Annotated in this window: 21 protein-coding genes, 1 tRNA gene and 1 other RNA gene; 10 read left to right on the top strand and 13 right to left on the bottom strand. The window is 50.3% G+C overall.

Annotation, left to right across the window (positions count from 1 at the left end; genetic code table 11):
• Window positions 1–2: 2 nt before the first annotated feature.
• The gene (locus tag ACEW81_RS09520) at window positions 3–1076 is read right to left on the bottom strand and encodes an EscU/YscU/HrcU family type III secretion system export apparatus switch protein (RefSeq protein WP_373532748.1); all 1074 of its coding nucleotides are present in this window, start codon (window positions 1074–1076) and stop codon (window positions 3–5) included.
• 368 nt (window positions 1077–1444) lie between these two features.
• On the opposite strand from ACEW81_RS09520, the gene ACEW81_RS09515 reads away from it, so the two are divergent.
• Window positions 1445–1810, top strand: a complete 366-nt coding sequence (locus ACEW81_RS09515) for a hypothetical protein (RefSeq protein ID WP_373532747.1) — start codon at window positions 1445–1447, stop codon at window positions 1808–1810.
• A 98-nt stretch (window positions 1811–1908) separates the two neighbouring features.
• A complete protein-coding gene (locus ACEW81_RS09510; RefSeq protein ID WP_373532746.1) occupies window positions 1909–3750 on the top strand; it encodes an aminopeptidase P family protein in 1842 nt (613 codons plus the stop codon).
• Window positions 3751–3786: 36 nt separating this feature from the next.
• Here ACEW81_RS09510 and ACEW81_RS09505 read toward each other — a convergent pair whose 3' ends face one another.
• The 4 genes from ACEW81_RS09505 to ACEW81_RS09490 form a co-directional block, all read right to left on the bottom strand.
• Entirely contained in the window at window positions 3787–5451 is a 1665-nt protein-coding gene (locus ACEW81_RS09505; RefSeq protein WP_373532745.1) for an amino acid permease, read from the bottom strand.
• Window positions 5452–5647: 196 nt separating this feature from the next.
• Window positions 5648–7117, bottom strand: a complete 1470-nt coding sequence (locus ACEW81_RS09500) for an aspartate ammonia-lyase (protein ID WP_373532744.1) — start codon at window positions 7115–7117, stop codon at window positions 5648–5650.
• A gap of 226 nt (window positions 7118–7343) precedes the next feature.
• Complete coding sequence (locus tag ACEW81_RS09495) at window positions 7344–7682, bottom strand: cupin domain-containing protein (RefSeq protein ID WP_373532743.1); 339 nt, start codon at window positions 7680–7682, stop codon at window positions 7344–7346.
• Between the two features lie 233 nt (window positions 7683–7915).
• Window positions 7916–8197 carry a hypothetical protein gene (locus tag ACEW81_RS09490; protein WP_373532742.1) on the bottom strand — a complete coding sequence of 94 codons (282 nt, stop codon included), beginning with the start codon at window positions 8195–8197 and terminating at the stop codon, window positions 7916–7918.
• 186 nt (window positions 8198–8383) lie between these two features.
• Here ACEW81_RS09490 and guaB point away from each other — a divergent pair, with 186 nt between their 5' ends.
• The gene (gene guaB / locus ACEW81_RS09485; RefSeq protein ID WP_373532741.1) at window positions 8384–9913 is read left to right on the top strand and encodes an IMP dehydrogenase; all 1530 of its coding nucleotides are present in this window, start codon (window positions 8384–8386) and stop codon (window positions 9911–9913) included.
• Window positions 9914–10024: 111 nt separating this feature from the next.
• Here the strand turns inward: guaB and ACEW81_RS09480 are convergent, their stop codons facing one another.
• Together ACEW81_RS09480 and truB are read right to left on the bottom strand one after the other, a co-directional pair.
• The gene (locus ACEW81_RS09480; protein WP_373532740.1) at window positions 10025–10339 is read right to left on the bottom strand and encodes a hypothetical protein; all 315 of its coding nucleotides are present in this window, start codon (window positions 10337–10339) and stop codon (window positions 10025–10027) included.
• A gap of 97 nt (window positions 10340–10436) precedes the next feature.
• Entirely contained in the window at window positions 10437–11354 is a 918-nt protein-coding gene (gene truB / locus ACEW81_RS09475) for a tRNA pseudouridine(55) synthase TruB (RefSeq protein ID WP_373532739.1), read from the bottom strand.
• A gap of 221 nt (window positions 11355–11575) precedes the next feature.
• Between truB and ACEW81_RS09470 the strand changes: the two genes are divergently transcribed.
• The 4 genes from ACEW81_RS09470 (at window position 11576) to ACEW81_RS09455 (ending at window position 13729) form a co-directional block, all read left to right on the top strand.
• A tRNA-Gly gene (locus ACEW81_RS09470) sits at window positions 11576–11651 on the top strand.
• A gap of 164 nt (window positions 11652–11815) precedes the next feature.
• Window positions 11816–12301 (top strand): FKBP-type peptidyl-prolyl cis-trans isomerase, encoded by a 486-nt coding sequence (locus ACEW81_RS09465; RefSeq protein WP_373532738.1) that lies wholly within the window; start codon window positions 11816–11818, stop codon window positions 12299–12301.
• A gap of 268 nt (window positions 12302–12569) precedes the next feature.
• Window positions 12570–13000: a transfer-messenger RNA gene (ssrA, locus tag ACEW81_RS09460) on the top strand.
• 141 nt (window positions 13001–13141) lie between these two features.
• On the top strand, window positions 13142–13729 hold the full coding sequence (locus tag ACEW81_RS09455; protein ID WP_373532737.1) for a pilus assembly FimT family protein: 588 nt from the start codon (window positions 13142–13144) through the stop codon (window positions 13727–13729).
• Between the two features lie 542 nt (window positions 13730–14271).
• Here ACEW81_RS09455 and ACEW81_RS09450 read toward each other — a convergent pair.
• The 4 genes from ACEW81_RS09450 to ACEW81_RS09435 all read right to left on the bottom strand — a co-directional run bounded on the left by ACEW81_RS09450 (window position 14272) and on the right by ACEW81_RS09435 (window position 16583).
• A complete protein-coding gene (locus ACEW81_RS09450; protein ID WP_373532736.1) occupies window positions 14272–14679 on the bottom strand; it encodes a DUF1398 family protein in 408 nt (135 codons plus the stop codon).
• A 41-nt stretch (window positions 14680–14720) separates the two neighbouring features.
• Window positions 14721–14843, bottom strand: coding sequence for a hypothetical protein (locus ACEW81_RS09445; RefSeq protein WP_373532735.1), 123 nt, complete (start codon window positions 14841–14843; stop codon window positions 14721–14723).
• Window positions 14844–14924: 81 nt separating this feature from the next.
• A complete protein-coding gene (locus ACEW81_RS09440) occupies window positions 14925–15182 on the bottom strand; it encodes a MarR family winged helix-turn-helix transcriptional regulator (RefSeq protein ID WP_373532734.1) in 258 nt (85 codons plus the stop codon).
• A 117-nt stretch (window positions 15183–15299) separates the two neighbouring features.
• The gene (locus ACEW81_RS09435; RefSeq protein WP_373532733.1) at window positions 15300–16583 is read right to left on the bottom strand and encodes a sensor histidine kinase; all 1284 of its coding nucleotides are present in this window, start codon (window positions 16581–16583) and stop codon (window positions 15300–15302) included.
• A 341-nt stretch (window positions 16584–16924) separates the two neighbouring features.
• Between ACEW81_RS09435 and ACEW81_RS09430 the strand changes: the two genes are divergently transcribed.
• Entirely contained in the window at window positions 16925–17431 is a 507-nt protein-coding gene (locus tag ACEW81_RS09430; protein WP_373532732.1) for a YcxB family protein, read from the top strand.
• Window positions 17432–17477: 46 nt separating this feature from the next.
• On the opposite strand, the gene ACEW81_RS09425 is transcribed toward ACEW81_RS09430, so the two are convergent.
• Both ACEW81_RS09425 and ACEW81_RS09420 read right to left on the bottom strand, forming a co-directional pair.
• Window positions 17478–18260 carry an aquaporin gene (locus ACEW81_RS09425; protein ID WP_373532731.1) on the bottom strand — a complete coding sequence of 261 codons (783 nt, stop codon included), beginning with the start codon at window positions 18258–18260 and terminating at the stop codon, window positions 17478–17480.
• 130 nt (window positions 18261–18390) lie between these two features.
• Window positions 18391–19377: an acyl-CoA desaturase gene (locus ACEW81_RS09420; RefSeq protein WP_373532730.1), complete on the bottom strand. Its 987-nt coding sequence runs from the start codon at window positions 19375–19377 to the stop codon at window positions 18391–18393.
• Between the two features lie 314 nt (window positions 19378–19691).
• Between ACEW81_RS09420 and ACEW81_RS09415 the strand changes: the two genes are divergently transcribed.
• A complete protein-coding gene (locus ACEW81_RS09415; protein WP_373532729.1) occupies window positions 19692–20051 on the top strand; it encodes a hypothetical protein in 360 nt (119 codons plus the stop codon).
• A 196-nt stretch (window positions 20052–20247) separates the two neighbouring features.
• A complete protein-coding gene (locus tag ACEW81_RS09410; RefSeq protein WP_373532728.1) occupies window positions 20248–20682 on the top strand; it encodes a hemerythrin domain-containing protein in 435 nt (144 codons plus the stop codon).
• Window positions 20683–20690: the final 8 nt, after the last annotated feature.

Raw genomic sequence — 20690 nt, 5'->3', positions numbered from 1 at the left:
AATTAGGGTTGTAAGGGGGGCGTTTTGCCTTTGGTTCGCCAAGCAAACATCAGGATTTCGGCTACAGCTTGATACAAATCGGGGGGAATTTCCTGATCAATCTCGACCAACCGGAACAGCGCTCGGGCCACCACCGGGTTTTCCACCACGGGAATGCCATGTTCACCGGCCAGTTTTTTAATGCGCTCGGCAAACAGTTCAGTACCCTTGGCAACCACTCTGGGGGCTTCCATTACATCTGCATTATACTTTAACGCGACGGCGATGTGTATGGGATTGGTCGTAACTACATCAGCTGTAGGAACCGCCTCCAGCATACTTTGTTGCAGCATCTGCATACGGCGTTGGCGGATGGCATGTTTAACCATCGGATCGCCTTCGGAGTTCTTAAACTCATCCTTTACCTCTTTAAAGGACATTTTTTGATCCTGCATAAACTTCCAGCGCTGATACAGAAAATCGGCCATGCCCAAGGCCAGAAAAGCCCCACCGGCGTAGAAAATAAACTGCATCAACACTTCGCTTAAAATACCCAGAATGGCAAAAATGTTTTCGGTTCCACCCACCGCCAGCAAGTGGCCCGTGTATTTTTGAAACACGATCCAGGCCATCCAGCCCAGAATAACCATTTTGATAATATTCTTGACCAGCTCAATGACGGTACGCTGGGAAAAAATATTTTGAAACCCCTTGACCGGGTTCAGTTTATCAAACTTAAGGCTCACCGACTTGGTTGAAAAAATAGGCCCCACCTGAAAAAAATCGCCCGCAATGCCCAGCAAGGCCGCCGCCAGGATAAAGGGGCCAATTAAAAGCACCACCGACTTGATCGTTAAAAAGGCCAGATACTGCCAGCCAATGGCTTCAATGCTTTTATTGGGAATTTGCTCAAACACCAGAATGAACAGCGAGGCGATTTCATTCCAGATGAAAGGGGCCATGCCAAACAACATCATAAACATCAGCATCAAAAACACGGCAGTGGACAGATCTTTGCTTTTAAAGACCTGACCCTCATCCCTGGCTTTTTTCAGCTTCTGGGCGGATGCCTCAAACTGCTTATTCTCATCGGCCAACGCCGAACTTCCTTATGGTTAGGGGGTATTTCAAGCGGGGAAGGTGGATGGATTTCAGCCATCGGGCGAACGGGGAAACAACAGCCCCAACCCAATGGGTGCTTTTATTATAATATCCGCCTTTTGGAATTGCGAAACGCCCCGCCTGCCAATGCAGCGCTTGCCAACCACAACAGGCACCCCAAAACCCCTTGCCGGACAGCGGGATTGAAACCGCCAGGCAGTCAGCGCCACAACACTTTTGCGCTTTACAGAGCTTCACCCAAGGGGCATGTTTTATCGATTATTTCTGTTTATTCATATAAGTAAAGCAAACCGATTGCTGACCCCTAAAGCCCTTTTTAACCCCCATGCGCCTCAGGAGTCTCATGAAAACGGAGATGAACCCCTTCCCAGTTTTCTCATTTCGCCTTTCCAAATACGGGGCTGCTTTGGGTTATCTGGTGGTTTCCACCGTTTTTTCGCCACTGGGGTGGTTATTAAATATCGCTTTAAGCCCTTACCTGAACGAGGCCGCGTTAAGGCCCAGCGTTCTCTCCCCCGGAGCCTTTGCCCAAGTTATAGTGGCCATGTCTCAGCAGCTTAGGGAATTAGGCCCTGTTGTGTTGCTGCAAGAGGTATTGCCTTTGCTGGTGCTGTGCCTTGCCCTCAGTGTTGTTTATGGGCTGATTCTGGGCTGGCTTTTCCAAAAAGCAGTTCAACACCTCACAAACCGCTTCTCTGCCACCAGCTAGTCAAAAGCCCCGTATAGGCTCATCCCCATCCAGAAGCCATTGGCACACGCTATAATGGCGTTAACGTGTATGGGTAATGAACGACGAGAGGGAGCGCCATGACCGCAGTGAGTAATTCCCAAGCCCAGAAGGCCGCCACCGGCCAAAAGCTGCAGGCATTGCGGGAGGCCATGGCCCTCCACCAGCTAGACGCTTACCTGATACCTTCTGCCGATGAGCATATTAATGAATATTTGCCCGAAAACAAGCAGCGCCGTGCCTGGATCAGCGGCTTTACCGGCTCAGCGGGCGATTGCCTGATTGGCACCTCAGAGGCCTGGGTGTTTGCCGATTCTCGGTATTACGAGCAAGTGGAAACCGAGGTGGACGCCGCCCATATTCACATCAGCAAGCTGGGGCTGGAGGGCCATCCATCGGTGACCGAAGCCATCAAGCAAATGGCCGAAAATCTGGAACCTTTTCGACTGGGCTTTGACCCGTTTACCTTAAGTGTGCAGCAATTTCAGGGGTTCCAAAAGGCGTTGAAAGAAACCGCCGTTACACTGGTGCCGGTGACGGGCAATTTGATCGATCCCCTGTGGCAAGATGCCCCAGCCGCCACCTTATCAGAAGTATTCGCCTTGCCCGATAGCGTGAGCGGCCAAAGCAGCGCCGAAAAAATTGCCGCAGTACAAGCCAAACTGAAAACGCTGAAGGCGGATTTTTTACCGGTGACCAAGCTGGATCAAATCGCATGGCTGTTTAACTGGCGGGGGCAGGATATTCCCTACAATCCCGTTTTTACGGCTTATGCGCTCATTGCTCAAAACAACGCTTATTTGTTTATGGAGGCCAGCCGCATTCAGCCCGCAGCCTTACAAGCGCTGAGCAATCAGGTTGAAATACAGCCTTATGAACAGTATGCAGCTATTTTAAAAACGCTGGCCGCTGAGCAAACCGCACTGATTGATCCCAAGCACACCACCTGCGGCACCTTCACCCTCATTCAGGCTCACAATGGACAGATTAAAGAAGCGGAACACCCCATAGAGCGGATGAAAGCCATCAAAAACCCGCTAGAAATCGCCGGGATGAAAGCCGCCAATTTGAAAGCCAGCCGGGGGAAAATTCGGGCCTGGGCGTGGCTGGATCAACAAATCAGCACCGGCAAACCCGTGACCGAAGAAAGTTTTAAGAACGCCATTGAAGCCTTTTACGCGGAAGAAGACGGCTTTTTTGGGCTGAGCTTTAACACCATTTCCGGGGCGGGGGCCAATGCCTCCATTGTGCATTATGGCACCCCCAACCCCCATAAAACGCTGGAAGCGGGGGAGTTGTTTCTGATTGATTCCGGCTGCCAGTTTATAGGCGGCACCACCGATGACACCCGCACCTTGTTAATTGGCCAGCAAGCCACCCCCACCCAGCAATTGCGCTACACCGCCGTACTACAGGCCCATATCAACTGTGCTATGCAGCGGTTTCCCAAAGGCACCGATGGCATTCGACTGGATGGCATTACACGGGCCGCCCTGTGGCAACACGGACTGGATTACGGCCACGGCACCGGGCATGGGGTGGGCGCCTTTTTAAATGTCCACGAGGGGCCAAACGGCATTCATAAAATGGCCCATCAGCCACTGGAACCGGGCATGATCACCAGCGTGGAGCCGGGCTTCTATGAACCGGGCTGGGGCGGCATTCGACTGGAAAATTTATACCTGACCGTAGACCGAACCACCGATACGGACACCGACTGGTACGGCTTTGAGAGCCTGACCTACATTCCTTTTGATCAAAAACTGATTGACTGGCAAGCCCTGAGCCGCCCCCAACTGGACTGGCTAAGCGAATACTATCAGCAAATTTTAAATCAAATAGGCCCCACCCTGTCCGGGGAAGAGGCCGCATGGTTGCAGGCTGCCTGCCAGATACCGAAGGCCGCCAACGCTTCCAACTAGCTAGCGGATAACAAAGACGCAGGCCCGCTGGCCAGCCTAAAGCCGGGGAGATTCGTCTGGCTTTTGGGCCAACTTGCTGTGCTGTTGGCCATACCCAAAATACAGCACCAAACCGGCGCCCAGCCATACAATCAAACGAATCCAGGCGTCTATATTCAGATTGACCATCATATAAATATTCCCCGCCATGGCCACCACAGGAACCAATGGCACCCACGGACACCGAAAGCCGGAAGGAATATCCACTTGCTTCCAGGTGAAAAGGGCGTACAAGGGCTTGGCCATAATCAACAGGCCCGCCAGCATTTTCAGGCATTGGGCCAAGCTCAGCGCCACCGGCCCAAGGGATAGAGATTGCAGGAAAAAAGCAGGGGTGGGAATAGACCAGCCCATCACTTGCACCGGCTGGCTAAAATCGTGGGCCAGGCCAAAGCAAAACACAATCAGCCCCACCGACAGTTGCAACACGCTCATCACGCTTTGCTCCGGGGCTTCTTCGGTTTTGTAGCGCATAATTAACACGCTGCCAGAAACCACCACAAAGGCAAACAAAGTCCCAATGCTCACCATATGGTGTAAATCCGACATGGGAACGGTGGCGGCCATTACCGCCGCAATCAGGCCGGTTACAATGCTGGCGTTAATGGGGGTTCTGAATTTAGGGTGGATTCTGGAAAACCACGGCAAAATCAGGCCATCTCGAGCCATGGCGTAATAGATCCGAGGCTGGGACATCAACAAAATCAGCACCACAGTGGTAAGGCCCACAAAGCCGCCCAGTCCAATCAATTTTTGAGCCAGCGTGTTGCCCACACTGCCAAAGGCGGCGGCCAGGGGCGCCCCGGCGTCAATTTGGGCAAAGGGCACCATGCCGGTAATGACAGCCGAAGTAGCCACATACAACAGGGTGCAAATTACGAGAGAAGCGATAATACCAATGGGCAAGTCTCGCTGTGGATTTTTAACCTCTTCAGCGGCGGTGGATACGGCATCAAAGCCAATGTAGGCAAAAAAGATCAGAGCCGCCCCCTGAAACACGCCCTCAAAGCCAAAAGGGAAAAAGGGCGTCCAGTTAGCGGGCTTTACCCACGGAATGCCCGCGAAAATCACAAACAGCACCACCGCCAGCTTAATCAGTACCATTACGGCGTTAAACCGGGCGGATTCCTTAATGCCAATGCACAACAAAGTGGTCAGCATAGCAATCAGGGACACGGCGGCCACGTTCACCTGAAAAGGCCCTACCGGCAGGGCCAATAACCAGGTTGGCACCGTGAGGTTAAACCCTTTCAAAAATTCACTCAGGTAATGCGTCCAGCCAATGGCCACCGTGGAAGAGCCAATGGTGTATTCCAGAATCAGATCCCAGCCGATGATCCAGGCAAATAATTCCCCCACGCTGGCGTAAGCGTAACTGTAGGCAGAGCCGGAAATGGGCAGCCGAGTGGCGAATTCCGTATAACAAAGGGCCGCCAGAATGCAGGTAAACCCAGCAAATACATACGAAAGCATAATGGCAGGCCCAGCGGCGTCTCGGGCGGCGGTGCCGGTTAATACAAAAATGCCCGCCCCAATAATGGCCCCCACCCCAATGGCGGTTAAGTCCACGGCGGTTAAAACCCGTTTCAATCCGCCTTCTTTGGTTTCGGCCTCTTTTAAAATCTGGGCCACCGGCTTGGTACGCAACAGAGCATTCTTCATAGCACCCTCACTTATTCCTGAAAAGGGATCCAGACCCAGATTCAAACGGGATAAGCTTCTATTTTATACTCATTTCCACCGGAAAAAGACAATCAGCACTCCCCCGCCCGCTTTTCCCTCAAGCCCGCCCCAACCCAAAAGCGCCTGATTGGTTTAAATCAGACGCTTTGGAGTTGAAAATAGCCAGCGGGCCGGTTTAAGCCTTGGGAGGCTCGGTCATGGCCTCTGGGGATAAAATGGCGGACAGGCTTTCCCGAGTCAGCAGGTTTCCCTGATGATCCTTAATGCCCAGCGCCAGCACGGCATCCGGGACGCTTTGGCCTTCCTTGTTCACTTTTTTGGCCACTTGAGCCGCCTGCTCGTAACCAATAATGGGGTTCAGGGCGGTGACCATCTGGGCGCTGTTTTCCAGGCGGTACTGGGCGATTTCCTGATTGGCCTGAATGCCCTCAATTAATTTTTCGGCGAATACCGGCAAAGCGTTGGTTAAAATGCGCATGGATTCCGTCATTTTCAGCAAGATGGTGGGCATCATCACATTCAACTGCAACTGTCCATTTTGCACGGCCAGCGAAATGGTGTGATCGTTGCCTTGCACGATGTAAGACAACTGATCCATCAACTCCGGGTAAATGGGGTTTACTTTGCCAGGCATAATGGAAGATCCGGGCTGCCAGTCCGGGATGGTGATTTCTCCCAATCCGGTGCGAGGCCCCATGGAATACAACTTGATATCGTGCGCGATTTTTTCCAGCTCCAGCGCAGTACTACGCAAGGCGGCGGAATAATCTCCAAACAGCCCGAAACTGCTGGTGGCCTGAAAATAATCCTTGGCCTCCAACAACGGAAAACCGGAAATCACCGACAGGTTTTTAGTCACCACATCCCGGTACTGAGGGTGGGTATTCAAACCGGTGCCCAAAGCAGAAGCCCCCAAGCCGATAAAGTGCAGCCGTTTGCTGGCATGCTCCACGTTTTCAATGGTATCGGCAATGGCGTGGGCATAGGCCCCAAATTGCTGGCCCAGCGTGAGAGGAACCGCATCTTGCATGTGGGTGCGACCCGGAATTAAAACACTTTTAAAGGCCACGCTTTTTTGACGCAAGGCGCTTTCAAATTTTTTCAGGGATTCAATCAACGGCCCGTGCATGGATAGAAAGGTCAGCCGCATCACGGTGGGGGTGACATCGTTGGTGGACTGGCCGTAGTTGGCGTGATCGTTGGGATGCACCTTGTATTCGCCCAGCTTGCCGCCCAAAAACTCGGTGGCCCGGTTGGCCAGCACTTCATTGGCATTCATGTGGTTGGAGGTTCCGGTGCCGCCCTGATACACATCCACAATAAACTGATCGTTGAACTGGCCCGCAATCATCTCATCGGCCGCCTTCATCAGCGCTTGGCCAATGGCTTTGTTGTGGGCCGCATCGGACTGATCCAGCAAGCCCAGTTCCATATTGGTTTTGGCGGTGGCTTTTTTAACCCAGCCAAAGGCCCGGATTTGCTCAGGCATCATCAACGCCACGGACAGCCCGGAGATGGGGAAGTTCTCAAAGCCTCGCAAGGTTTGAATGCCATAGTACACATCGGCGGGAACGTCCTTGTAACCCAAAGAGTCCTTTTCCTGCCGGGTGGCCGGTGATGATTTCGATTCGGTAACGGTTGCCATAATACAGGTATCCTCTATGCAAACCCTATCAAACAAAGCTGAACGCAAGACAAAGCGAGCATACTTTGCCTTGCATGAGCGCTCATTAAAATTCCACCCTATTCTACCCGAAAAGCATAGGGACCATTAAAATCCGGTAAAAATCCGGTAAAACCCCAGTAAAACCAAAGACAAGACCGAGTCAGTACCCAGAGGGTAGGCCCGTGTTTTTTAAAGAAGCAGTGGCTCAGCACTCCCCTTCGGAAACAGCGCCCATAATGCCCACCAAAAAAACGCTGTCTTCCTCAGCGAAAATGGAATGCTCAGCCCCTTTGGGGATTTCCACAAAAGAACCGGCCACAACCGCATGAGATTTACCGTCGATGGGAAACGTGGCTCGCCCTTGCAGCAGTACCGCAAATGCCGCCTGGTTTACATGATGGCTGGGCAGTTCATCGCCCGCTTTCAGCGCAATTTTAATGAAACTAACCCCTTGAATGGAAGCAATTTGACTCTTGGCGGGTTTCCCTGACACAAATTGAATGTTTTCAAGCAAATGAACCGTATCCTGAAGCGCCGTGGTCATGATGAATGTCCCCCTTCTGATTATGTGCCCTGCTTTAAAAAGCGCCCCCATTCTATCAATTAAACTATTTGTCTTAAATTAACTACCTGTCCTAACCAAGCCTTCATATACCTGACCTTAAAATCAAAGCAGGTTTAAACTTTTCTGACCAAAAACAGGCCAGTCATTGCATAAGCGACAAAGTAAGAATACAGACAAAGCTTAGCAATAGTGTCGGCTAGTGGCTTGGGCTATTAAAAGTGCAGCTTACCAGCAGTGCCTTTAATCGCATGTTTCACAACGGTGGCAACGCCTTTTCCTATTGACTTTAATAAGCCAAAAGACTTAACGCCAGCTATGGAAATAATTTCAACCGTTTTTTGTCCCGCAGAATTAAGCGCCATTTGTGTTTCTTTATTCACAAAATCAGCAGCAGAGTCAGCATTTTTTTTTCTACTTGCACTAATGCCTGCCTGATAAGCTTGATTTGTTAAAGTTTTTGCAGCGCTTCCGACAGTGCCTAAAGTAATTGGCATAATGTAGTACCTCTAAAATTCTAATTTAATCAGAACTGTAAGTTGATGAGATTAAAACGCAAGGCCCTAAAAACTTGTCAGCATTTTCCTTTTCAATCTCTTTTTTGCCTAAAGGGCGCTGCTATGGTAGGATACGCCCCAACTTCAGCTCTGCACCGCCTTTACCCCACAGAAAGGAACGCCTTTATGCCTTCCCCCACCCCAAACGCCTCCTCGGACTTTCCACTGCTTGACGGCATGAGCGCCCGCCGATTTTTTGAGCAAAGCACCGGCTACACTTACGATGACTTTATTTTGCTGCCGGGGCACATTGATTTTTCTGCCGATGAAGTGAACCTGGACACCCAGATCAGCCGCCGCATCAAGCTGAAAACCCCACTGGTCAGCTCCCCCATGGACACCGTGACCGAGGCGGACATGGCCATTAGCATGGCCCTGCAAGGCGGGATGGGCATTATCCATTACAACAATTCTATTGAAGAGCAACAGGATGAGGTTTCCAAGGTCAAGCGCTTCAAAAACGGCTTTATCACCAGCCCCTTAACCCTGCGCCCCGATCACACCATTGGGGATATTGATGACATCAAGAAAAAATTCAACTTTTCCGGGGTGCCCATTACCGAAAGCGGCAAAATGGGTTCCAAACTGCTGGGCATCGTCACCAACCGGGATATCGACTTTGTGCAGGATCGTCACTTGCGCCTATCCGAAGTGATGACCACCGAACTGATCGTGGGCAAGGAAGGCTGTACGCTGGAGGAAGCCAACCAGATTTTACGGGAAAGCAAGCGGGGCAAGCTGCCCATCGTCAACCAAAAGGGCGAAATCGTGGCCCTGATTTCCCGCAATGACCTGAAAAAGAACCGGGATTTCCCGCTGGCCTCTAAAGATCCGGTAAACAAGCGCCTGCTGGCCGGGGCCGCCATTGGTACCCGCCCCGAAGATCGGGATCGGCTGGATGCTTTGGTAGAAGCAGGGCTAGACTTGATTGTGCTGGATTCCTCCCAAGGCGATTCGGTTTACCAGATTCAGATGATCGAGTACATCAAACACAAGTACAGCGATTTGGAAGTGATTGGCGGCAATATCGTCACTCAGGATCAAGCCCGCAACCTCATTCAGGCAGGCGTGGATGGCCTGCGAACCGGCATGGGGGTAGGCTCAATCTGCACCACGCAGGAAGTGATGGCCTGTGGTCGTCCTCAAGCCACCGCCGTTTACAAAACAGCTCTGTACGCTCAGCAATTTGGGGTGCCGGTCATCGCCGATGGCGGGATTTCCACCATTGGGCATATCATCAAGGCCCTTTCCCTGGGGGCCTCCTGCGTGATGATGGGTTCCATGCTGGCGGGTACCGAGGAAGCGCCGGGTGAGTATTTCTATCAGGACGGCGTTCGACTTAAGAAGTACCGGGGCATGGGTTCTTTAGAGGCCATGAAAAAAGGCAGCGCCAAGCGCTACTTTAGCGAGGGTGACAAAATCCGGGTGGCCCAAGGGGTATCCGGGGCGGTGGTGGATAAAGGCTCGATTCAACGCTTTCTGCCTTATTTGGTGCAAGGCATTAAACACGGCTTGCAGGATTTAGGCACTCGCAGCCTGACCAGCCTGCACAGCAACCTGTATACCGGACGTTTGGCCTTTGAAATGCGAACCCACGCAGCCCAAGTGGAAGGCGGGGTTCACGGACTGCACAGCTACGAAAAATCCTTTGTGTAGAAAGCCCTACGGCAAATTTCATGCATCAAACGGGCCAGCGTCAATCGCAGGCCCGTTTGGCGTTTCAGGCATTCAATCAAACATCAACATTTCAGAGGCGCTACAAAAACGCTACTTGACCCGCGTTTGCACCGCGCTTTTAGCAGCGCCGCCAAAGGCGTATTTAAGGCCCACCACCGCCAAGGCACCGGCAAAAATAACACCGGCCCACTTTAAAGCCTGATCGGCCCAGGTTCGATTGGTTTGGGCGGATGGAACACCCGCTTTTTCAAAGCTGTCCTTGTTTTTAGCAGAAGGCACCATGCCCCCCTGCGCCAGCAGCTTTTCGATATAAAGCTCGTTCCCATCGCTGGCGGTGGGAGGCTCGGCCAACTGGCTATAAGGCATGTTGGCGGGCGTGGGTCCGCTCCACTGCACGTTCGGCATCAAAAAACTCCAAGCTGCTTGTAATCAAGCGGGGTCAACCTAACCGCATAAAAACAGGCAAGGCTAGTTTTGTGCGGAGGCTTCAGGCTCGTCGACTTTAAGCCCCTTCATCCAGATAGAAAATTTTGACCGGCTTTAGCAGATGGCTCACCGCTTGCACTACCCCTAGCGGCTTGTCCTGCCAAGTTACCACATACAAGGCGTTGGGCTTTACCTTCAGCGCCACCCCGGCCTCATCCAGCGGGGGGGAAACCTTCATGCCGTTCCATAGTTTCTGGGCATCCAGCTCATCCTTCAGGGCCAGCAGCGTCAGCCCCAAATAGGGCAGGGGATCTTGCAGGCTGGCTTGCGGCTCGGGGCTTTGCTGCAGGGCTTCCAGATCCACGCTGTCTTTCACCGAAAACAACCCATGCTCGGTCCGCACCAAGCCAGACATATAGGCACCGCAACCCAGCGCTTCCCCAATGTCTCGGGCCAATGAGCGAATATAAGTGCCTGATCCGCATTGAACATCCACGGTCAACACCGGGTGTTGCGGATTTTGCCGGTCGATGCTCACACAGGTTAGCTGGTGAATCACAGCCTCTCGTACTGGCAAGTCGGCGGTTTTGCCCTGCCGGGCCAGTTCATATAACTTTTTACCCCCCACATGCACGGCGGAATACAAAGGCACCTGCTGCATGATAGTGCCTCTGAATTGCGCCAAAACAGCTTCAAGGCTGGCTAGGGATAAGTCCAGAGCGCTGCAATCGGTATTGGACAGCTCCTCGCCCTCGCTATCCAGGGTGGTGGTGGTGCGTCCCAAGGTAATTTCAGCAGTATATCGCTTGCCACTGGGGAAATATTCAATGAGGCGAGTGGCTTGCCCAATGCAAAGCGGTAATACGCCTTCTGCCAGAGGGTCCAGCGTTCCCAAGTGCCCGATTTTTTTAATGCCGTAAACCCGACGCAGCCGGGAAACCACATCGTGGCTGGTAATGCCTTTGGGCTTGTAAATATTGATGGTGGCAAACATGGCGGGCAATTAAACCTATGGGGTTGGGGCGGGTAAAAGCGGGACAAGTGTTTTGGGGTTATGGACTGGGCTGACGTGGGAGGCGGCGAGAAGCTTGACATCCCAATCAGAGGGGAGAATAATTCTATTACCAATACGGCGTTTTGCCAGCCCCAAAGCCCAAACCAAAAAGCGGGCAACGCAATTAATGGCAGATATCAAGGCAAGTTCGTCAGCATCGTGCGGGTGTAGCTCAGTTGGTAGAGCGACAGCTTCCCAAGCTGTAGGTCGAGGGTTCGAGACCCTTCGCCCGCTCCATTTAATTTTTGGCAACGCTGACCCCAGACCGGAAGGTCAGATGGGCTAGGGCAGGGAAAGGGCAAGCAGAGGATTAGGACAGACACGGAGAAGTGAAAACCGCTTGATCTTCGCCATCGGGCTTGTTAAGGTGAACTGTCTTTAAGATCAATGAGGATTTGAACATGGTAGCCGATCTGGTTTCCCCCGATAAAGTCATTAAAATGAACTACACCCTGACTGATGCCACCGGCAACGTGCTGGACTCCTCTCAGGAAGAGCCTATGGAATACCTGCAAGGCCATCAAAATATCATTCCGGGGCTGGAAAACGCGCTGGAAGGCTTGAAACCGGGCGATAAAAAGCAAGTAACCGTTCAACCGGAACAGGGCTACGGCAACCATAATCCTGAATTGATTTTTGGCTTGCCCCTGGAACAATTTGGCGGCGAAGCGCCTCAACCCGGCATGGTGGTTCAATTGCAGTCTGAAGAAGGCGTGATGATGGCCACTATTGTAAAGCAGGAAGGCGAGCAGATTATTTTGGACGCCAACCACCCCTTGGCTGGGCAAGTATTGAACTTTGAAGTGGAAATCCTCGGCATTCGGGAAGCCTCTCCGGAAGAACTGACCCACGGCCATCCCCATGGTCCCCACGGTCATCACCACTAAGGTTTTACCCCCTATTGGGTTTTACTTTTACCACGTTACAAAAGCGGGCTGCCTTCAAAACGGCCCGCTTTTGGTGCGACACGCTAAAAAAACCAGGTCGCCTTGGGAAAAATTAATATTTTCAGGCGAACCTCTCCAAGTCCTGTTCGTCATGTGCTATAGTGCCATATACTGTAATGCTGTACTTTGACAACTGAGTACCTGATTTCCCCAAACGCTTGTAAAGCTGGGGTTTGGACTTTACCCAAAGTTCAAACCCCAGCTTTATGGGGCCGATTTGGATTTGACAGGGCGAATACGGAAGCAAACTGCGCGTCGAGGTGCTGTTCCTCGTAAAAACAAGCAATTTGACAAATGCCAAAAGCAATGTCATCGCCGTTGATTTCGGCGCTCGTGCTCTCAAAGCTGCTTAATAGCAGTCTTGTAGCATAAGCCTCGAATCCCCTCGACCTACTGAGGGTGGCCACCTTGTATCTCCAGCATGCCGAGATACCGGGTCCCCCACGTATGCTAGCGGAAACCCAATGATCATAAGGTGAATGCGAATTTCATGATCGAGCCTGGCGAGGCCAAACGCTTGGATTAGCCCTAAGGTCCTGGGAAGTGCCTTGGGTTGATTGACGATAACTCTTCCCTACACTCGTAGATGTTTGCCGGCGTACGTTCTGGACGAGAGTTCGAATCTCTCCGGCTCCACCATTTTCTTCTTCTTTGCCAATGGGCGACTAAGTGATGCCTACGACCTAAAGGTTAGGCTTCAAGTTTTGATAAACCTAGGCTATATTTGATAAACCTGAGCTATAATGGAGCAATACACTTGAACCACTAGGCAAGCAGGATATGAGTGCGTTACCCCTCGACCAGAAAGGCTTCACCTTGGCCGAGCTGTTGGTTGCTTTAGGTATCTTGGGCGTTATTACCACCTTTACTATTCCTAAAATACTGGTGGTGCAGCAGAATGAGCAATATAAGGCAACAGCAAAGGAGGCCGCTTCTGCAATTGCCAGCGCTTATCAACTTTATAAACAAACTGGTAACTTATCTGCAAGCACAACGGGTGGAGATTTTGTTAATTACTTTAACAATGTCCGTCTAGATACAACAGCCCAGGTTGATTCTTACTATGGAACTTCCACTATTTGGCAGTGTTCAGGCGCAAATACCTGCATACGTTTGCATAATGGTGCGGTTTTACTCCCAACCGCTTGGTCATTCGGGGGGACAAACCCAACAAACGCCATCACATTCATGTTTGACCCCGATGGGGCCTACTCAAGCACAACACAGACACCTGCTAAAAGCATTGCTTTCTGGCTATATTATAATGGGAGAATTACTTCCCGGGACAAGATCACACCAAATAGTTGCCGTTCTGATGGTTGTCAAAATCCAGCAAGTATTTATGACCCACCTTGGTTTAGTTGGTAATACCGAACAGAATAGGTAATTCTGGTTCAAACCTATTCTCTCTTCAAACTAAACACCCTTTATTTCTCTTAGAGACTATCCGGCAAGTGAACTGAATTGTGGCTAGAGCGTCTTTCTAAAGGCCGAGCGTCACGGGAGGGTAATGACAATGGCCGAGAGTAGAAAGCTTTACAACAGTGATTTGAGTAGCGAGCAATGGCGGCTTATTAAGCATATGATTCTCACGGCGGGAAGTCATGAGGAAGGCCTCTCAGCCACCCCATGCGGGAAATCGTGAATGCCATTTTGTATCGGCTTAAAAGCGGGGGCGTTTGAGAAGACCTCCCTCATGACTTCCCGCCCCAGCAGAAAGCGAACTGGATGACTTAGATCATCACTAGATTTAAAGATTTAGAAAAGTTACATAGCCACTCCCTCAGCGCCACCATATTTTCTTCTCCCTTGCCAATGGGCAACTCAGTGATGCCTACGACCTCACGGTCTAGGACTCCCTTATTTCCATCTCCGACGCCACCATTTCTTTTTGTATTTTATTACTTTTATTAATTGCGCCCCGGAAAATGCTCGACATGTGTCTCGGCAGTGCGCCCAAAGTAAAGTACTCGCCGACCCAGAAATGAAACGACGTACCCGGCGCATCCAGCTTGCGTCAGTTTTGTGCAAAAGCCTGCGTAAGAATATCCAGGCGCCTGTTCCTGTGCCTCTCTGACAGCCGCTTGAATCGCAGAGGCATTGAATGTGGCTTCAATTTCGCCCATCGCTTTATTCAAGGAGAACTCGATAGTTTCGCCACCGGGGCAATAATAAATGCTGACGGCACGACGAAAATCGATGTTGTACCCTTCAAACCCCGCATTCATTAGCGTTTCGACAATTTGTGGAAACGCCTGAGAATTATCCTCGGCGGCTCGTAAGCAATTTTGAGCAATGGTTTTTAGCGATGTATTCATACGGCACTCCTTTTTTGTAACTCGTCATGCAGCGTATCGGCTTATTCCAGAGGAATATGCTTGAGGGCCTTTTTTTCGATAATGGCTTTCAAAATGCGATCCATCTGATGGCGCTCCTCCGTCGATAACCCTCCAAAAAACACCCGATCATTCTGATCAGCCAAGTCCGCCAAAACAGGGACTAAACGGGTTCCGCCACCTGTAAGGGCAAGTCGTTGAATTCGACCATCTTTCGCATCAGCGCTTCAGGTGACTAGATTTTTGGCAATCAGACGGTTAGCCAGCTTGGTAATTGCGCCTCGGGTCATCGTCATCTCTTTTGCCAAATGCGTTGAGGGCATGGGGTCTTTCTCGTAAAGCATACGCAGCATTACCCATTCAGCCACGGTTACACCTTTTCCCGATAACTGACGGGCAAAGGCAAAAGAAACATGATTAGAAACAAATCTGAGCCAATAACCGAGGTGACTTTCCAAATGAGAGATAGCAGTAGGCCGTGGCATCGCATGAGGTCCTGAAGTCTAGCACTTCAACTAACAAAAATCAACGAATATCCTTCTCCACAGCTAGAAATAGCCAACTGCGCACGTTAAGAGACTGCAGAACGCTCATGCCCTCGCTTACAGGGGAAGAGTTACCGTGAACACGGAACCCTCGCCGGGCACGCTGGTTGCTGTAATATCGCCGCCGTGTCGCTCCGCAATGCGCTTGCAAATGGCCAACCCCACGCCAGAACCTGGAAATTGACTGACCCCATGTAAGCGGGCAAAGGTTTTAAAGATATGCTCGGCATGCGCCTGATCAAACCCAATGCCCTTGTCTTCCACAATAATATGGCAAACCTGCTCGCCACAGGTTGATGAAATACGAATTTGCGGTACGGCTTCTTTGGCATGGTATTTCAGTGCGTTTTCAATCAAATTTTGAAACAATTGCTGCAATTGAGAGCAATTCCCAAAAACCACAGCCAAGAGTTCTATGCGAATAACCGCCTGCTTTTGAACAATTTGATCATCCAGTTTAGAGATCACCGCACTCATCACTTCCGAGAGATCCACGGGTTCAAAACGTTCGTGATAAGAGACTCTGGCCAGCGCCAGCAAGTCATTAATCAAATCCTGCATGGATTGTGCGGATACACGAATACGTTGTAAGGCGTCGCGACTGTCATCCGTCAGCCTGTTTTCGACTTCCTGCTCTACCAGCTCGCTAAAAATCCTGACTTTTCGCAACGGGGCTTGCAAATCATGAGAAGCAACGGTTGCAAACTGATCCAGATCCTTATTAATCACTTCCAATGAGCTGGCATACACTTTTAACCCGCGGGCGGCCGCAAGCGCTTTGTCTCTGGCACGTTCAGCTTCCGCACAAGCTTGCTGACTTTCGGCAATGGCAATTTCGGAATTCCTGAGGGCAGCTTCCGCTTGGGTTTTGGCCTCTTCGGCTTTGCGTTTCACCTCCAGCGCTTTTATGCGGGCCTCTTCTTCACTGCCCCGAATTTCTTCCGCTTCGGTTCGGGTACCTTCCGCCCCAGCCCGAGCGTCTTCAGCTTGATTTCTGGCAGATTCCGCCAAAAACCGGGCTTCTTCCGCCTTATTTCTGGCACATTCAGCCTGACTTCGGGCCGATTCCGCAACCTGAATGGCTTCTTTGGCCTCAAGAATGGCGTGTCCTGCTTGCGCTAGAGGCTTTTCCTCATTAGAAGCAACGAACTGGTTAGAGCTTTCAGCACTTTTGGCAGCGTTTTCAGCTTTTTCAATGGCCTCTGAAGAAGAGGTGTTAGCCGTCTCAGCATTAATGATAGCCTCAGCGGCATCATTTTCAGCAACTTGTGCCCGAGCCTTTGCTTCCAAGGCATCTTGTTCGGCATTTTGCACACTACCTGTGCCTGGTTTACAGCTCATGTCGGTTTCTTGGCTCCTTGTAAAGCGCTTATTTAAATCCAGAGACGATTGGAATGCTGACCCGTTCCTACACCAGACTGGAGACTCAGGCTAACTTGAGCTGCGCTAAAGCCCATCAGGCAGGCACAAACTTTAGTTATCCAAACGCTATCGCCCACCCTCCAGCTTTAAAGCCTGCGGTTCCAGAAGTTACCCTCATTTTTTTAAGCCTTCCTATCAATGGGCAAAGAGGCATTCTTATCAGGTTAAACGTATCCTAGCATTAAAGGATGTGGCTGATGCGAATTGCTCGATACAATCAAATCAATAACGTCAAAAACAGCCCCAAGGACTTTTAAAGTATGGATTATGAAATTTCCGTGGAATATACTGATCAGCTGCTAAAAGCAACCGCTTTCAAATCGAGTTTAAAACAAAGCTTGAGGTGCTTGGTTTTAATTGGCTTTTACTCGGCTCTAGCTTTTATATTAACAGGACTATTTGGTAGTATAAATGGTGTTTCGTGGCATTTCATTTTACAAACAGGACTCTATTTTATATTTGTAATTACCCTTATTTTTGGAGCGACCTATCGGCGTTCACTGGCTGAGGGTAGAAAACTCAAAAAAAAACTGGGGGAGAAACCCTTCTTAATTCGATTTTCTGACGAATTTGTTATGATCAACTCTGAACTTGGGAACTCTGAATTAAAATGGAAAGCCTTTGAAAGGCTATGGCGCTTTAAAGACTTTTGGCTTTTGTTTAATACATCCTTAACCGCTTTTATTTTGCCTAAAAAAGCGCTTTCTACAGAATTAGAAAACTTTATTTTAGAAAATTTAAAGGCAAATCATATCAAAATTGACTAAGGCAAACACAAAGGCGCTCTTTGCAAAAATATGAACGGCAGCGGCCTTAATGAGGCTGTGGCTTTACGCCGGTAAGTTGTGGGCCAAAAGCAGGATCTTCCGCAAGGAGATAACGGGACAGCAGCCCGCCAATCAATCCAGCGGCGCTAGGCACAAACAGAAATAACCACAGCTGAGCCATGGCCTTTCCGCCCACCAGCAAGGCAGGGCCTAAGCTTCGGGCAGGGTTAAGCGAGACCCCGGTAATGCTGATGCCCACCAGGTGAATGGCGGCCAAGGTCAAGCCAATGGCTAGGCCCGCCATCTGCTTGGGGGCTTCCTTGTGCTGGGTTGAACCCAAAATAACAATTACAAAAAGCAAAGTGGCTATAAATTCAAACAACAGGGCGGAAACCTGACTATACTGACCCAGATACCCGGCACCCCAGCCATTTTGGCCCAACCCCTCCGTGGATAAATTAAACCCGCTTAACTGCCCGTTTAGCAGCGTTAATAAAACCACCGAAGCCAAAACGGCACCGGCGCACTGGCCTAGGATATAACCGGGCAAATAACGGCCCTCCATGCGACCTGCGGCATACACCGCCAAACTCACCGCCGGGTTAATATGGCAACCCGAAATAGGGCCAATGCCGTAGGCCATGGCAATCAGGGCCAATCCAAAGGCCAAAGCAATGCCAACCATGCCCACTTCTTCGCCTGCAATAACCGCTGTGCCGCAACCCACTAAAACCAGAGTAAACGTACCAATGAACTCAGCAATATACTTTTTCATGGCCAAACTCCTCTCCCAATGCCTTTTTTTGGCTATGGGAACAAAGAATAGCATTGATTGTTTAAAATGGCATTAATCAAGCTGGTATTAATCAAAAAAGTTAGAATTGAAACACAAGCGCTATCCAGCAAGGCCAGCACTTGTGTTTCAATTCAATGATGTTTTTTAAGACCCACCAGCAGCGTTAGGACACCAAAACGGACTGGGCCTCTTGAGCCGCAGGCTGGGCTGGTTGATGAGGAGCACCGAGCTTGCTTTCCGCTTCGCTCTTTCTGGCGTCGTTCTTTTTGGCTTCATTCTTTTTAGCTTCGTCCAGGGGAGAACCCACCACATGGGTGGCTATGCCCAAGCGGGCCAGCAAGGCGATAATCCAGTAGGTAACATCCAGCTCGTACCAGACAAATCCCATTTTAGCGGAGCGGGCATGGGCATGATGATTGTTATGCCAGCCTTCGCCCCAGGTTAATAAAGCCACCCACCAGTTATTACGACTGGTATCGGGCGTTTCATAGCGACGGTATCCCCACAAGTGGGCAGCCGAGTTTACGAACCAGGTCACGTTTAGCCCAAAAATAATGCGTAAAAACCCACCCCAAACCAGAATGGACAGTCCCATTTTCAAACCGCCACCCAGGGTGTACCCCAACCCAAACAACAAGCCCAAAAACAGCACGTTGATTAAATTGTAATGTTTTTCCAAAAACTGCAAACCCGGATCCTTGCATAAATCCAGCGCAAGGCGCCGCACATTTTCCTGAGATTCATCGAGCTGGGGATGCCAGAAAAAGGGCCATAAATAGTGGGACCATAAAAAACTGTAGCGGGGCGAATGCGGATCCCCTTCCCGATCGGTTTTACTGTGATGTAGCCGATGGGTGGCGCTCCACCAGATTGGCCCCCGTTGAAAGGCCAAACACCCTAACAGTGCCAGAAAATAAGTGAGCGGTTTTGGCAGTTTATAGCTCTGGTGGGCCAATAGCCGGTGATAGCAAAGGGTAATGCCCAAGCAAATGGTGCAAAAATAAAGCACCAGCAAAACGGCTAACCCTTGCCAGCTAAACGTATAAAAGCCAGCAAGTGCAACAACATGCAACAGAACATACAGGGAAAACAAAGGCACATTGAAACGCTCTCGGGTCGCGTATGCGGGCATGAAAGTGGATTTAGACAAAGGAACACTCTCTATCTGAGTTGTGAGGGGACTGATGAGCGGATAAGAAGACCTTATCATAAACTTAAAAACCAGTGGCTGACAGGGCGGGGATCCGCAGCCCTCAAAACACTTTTACATATTTACATAAAGCCACTTGGAATCAAAAATGGCTGTGACAAGCCTTTATTATGACATCATCCAGATATTTATTGTCAATCAAAATCAATCGGTGATGGCCTCAGCAGGCGTTCAACTTGCATGGCATTTACTTTTGAGATAGAAAGAAGGGCTACCTCACTTCAAAAAAATAAAAAAGATTGGAAACCGCCTAAATGACAGACCAGGGCAATCAAAAAGAGCTTTTAGAAGCGCTCAGCAACATCACCAACGAATTAAAACGCATCAACCAGACCTTGGCAGGATTGGGCGGGCAAGCGCAAACATCCAGACCTCCAGCACCCGGAGCCAGAGGCCCTATTTCCAGAGGCCCATCCCCACGTGGCCCCAAGCCCGCTTACGGCAGACCCCGTAAGGAAGGCTATGGCGCTGCCGAATCAAGCGATGAAGAGCGCGGTGCCGCCCCCCGTTTTGAAAGCAAACGCCCTTCTATCAGAACTGGCGTAAAAGGCAGACCCTCCAAAGGGCCGACCTCCTTCAAGAAAAAAGAAGGCTACCCCAAGCGCCCCAAGTAAGAAAATACTGACTTGATAAAAGCCTCACAAGTTAAACTTGTGGGGCTTTTTTGCGGCTCATAAACAAGCCTTGAATTGCCCAATGGAGCCAGAGGCTCTTCAACATCCGACCTCTGGCAATGACCTGCCAGCCTAATTGAATGTTTTTATAATAATTATTATGCTAAAAACCGTCACCTGATTGGAGGCCACACTGATGAATTTCTTAACCTTGCTTAAAGAAGATCATAAAGCGGTAAAAGACCAATTTCAAAGGTTATTAAAACAAAATCCAGTGGATAAAGACGAAGCCGCAGTCCTGTACGAAAAGCTTCTGCTGCACATGGCCATGGAAGAAAGATATTTTTACCCGGCCATTCAAAAAATTCAGGAGGCCGAAGGCATAACCCTGCAAGCAAACCTTGACCACGAAGGGGCTAAAACCCAAATTCAGGCATTACAGCAGAAAAAAAATCTGGACGAAATTTCCTACAAAGTAAAGCTGGACATCCTTCAAATGGAAATCATGCACCACATCGATCAGGAAGAATCTGAAGTATTTCCAGTGGCAAAAAGCCATTTATCGGAAGAGGAATTGCAAGCCATGGGGGTTGCCATGATGGCCCTGAAAGAAGCCGAAACTCAAAAATAAAGCCTATC

Origin of the sequence: Vampirovibrio sp. (assembly GCF_041737375.1) — a bacterium.
Classification (GTDB): Bacteria; Cyanobacteriota; Vampirovibrionia; order Vampirovibrionales; family Vampirovibrionaceae; genus Vampirovibrio.
The sequence above is the reverse complement of the archived record's forward strand: the minus strand, read 5'-3'. Positions and strand labels throughout refer to the sequence as shown.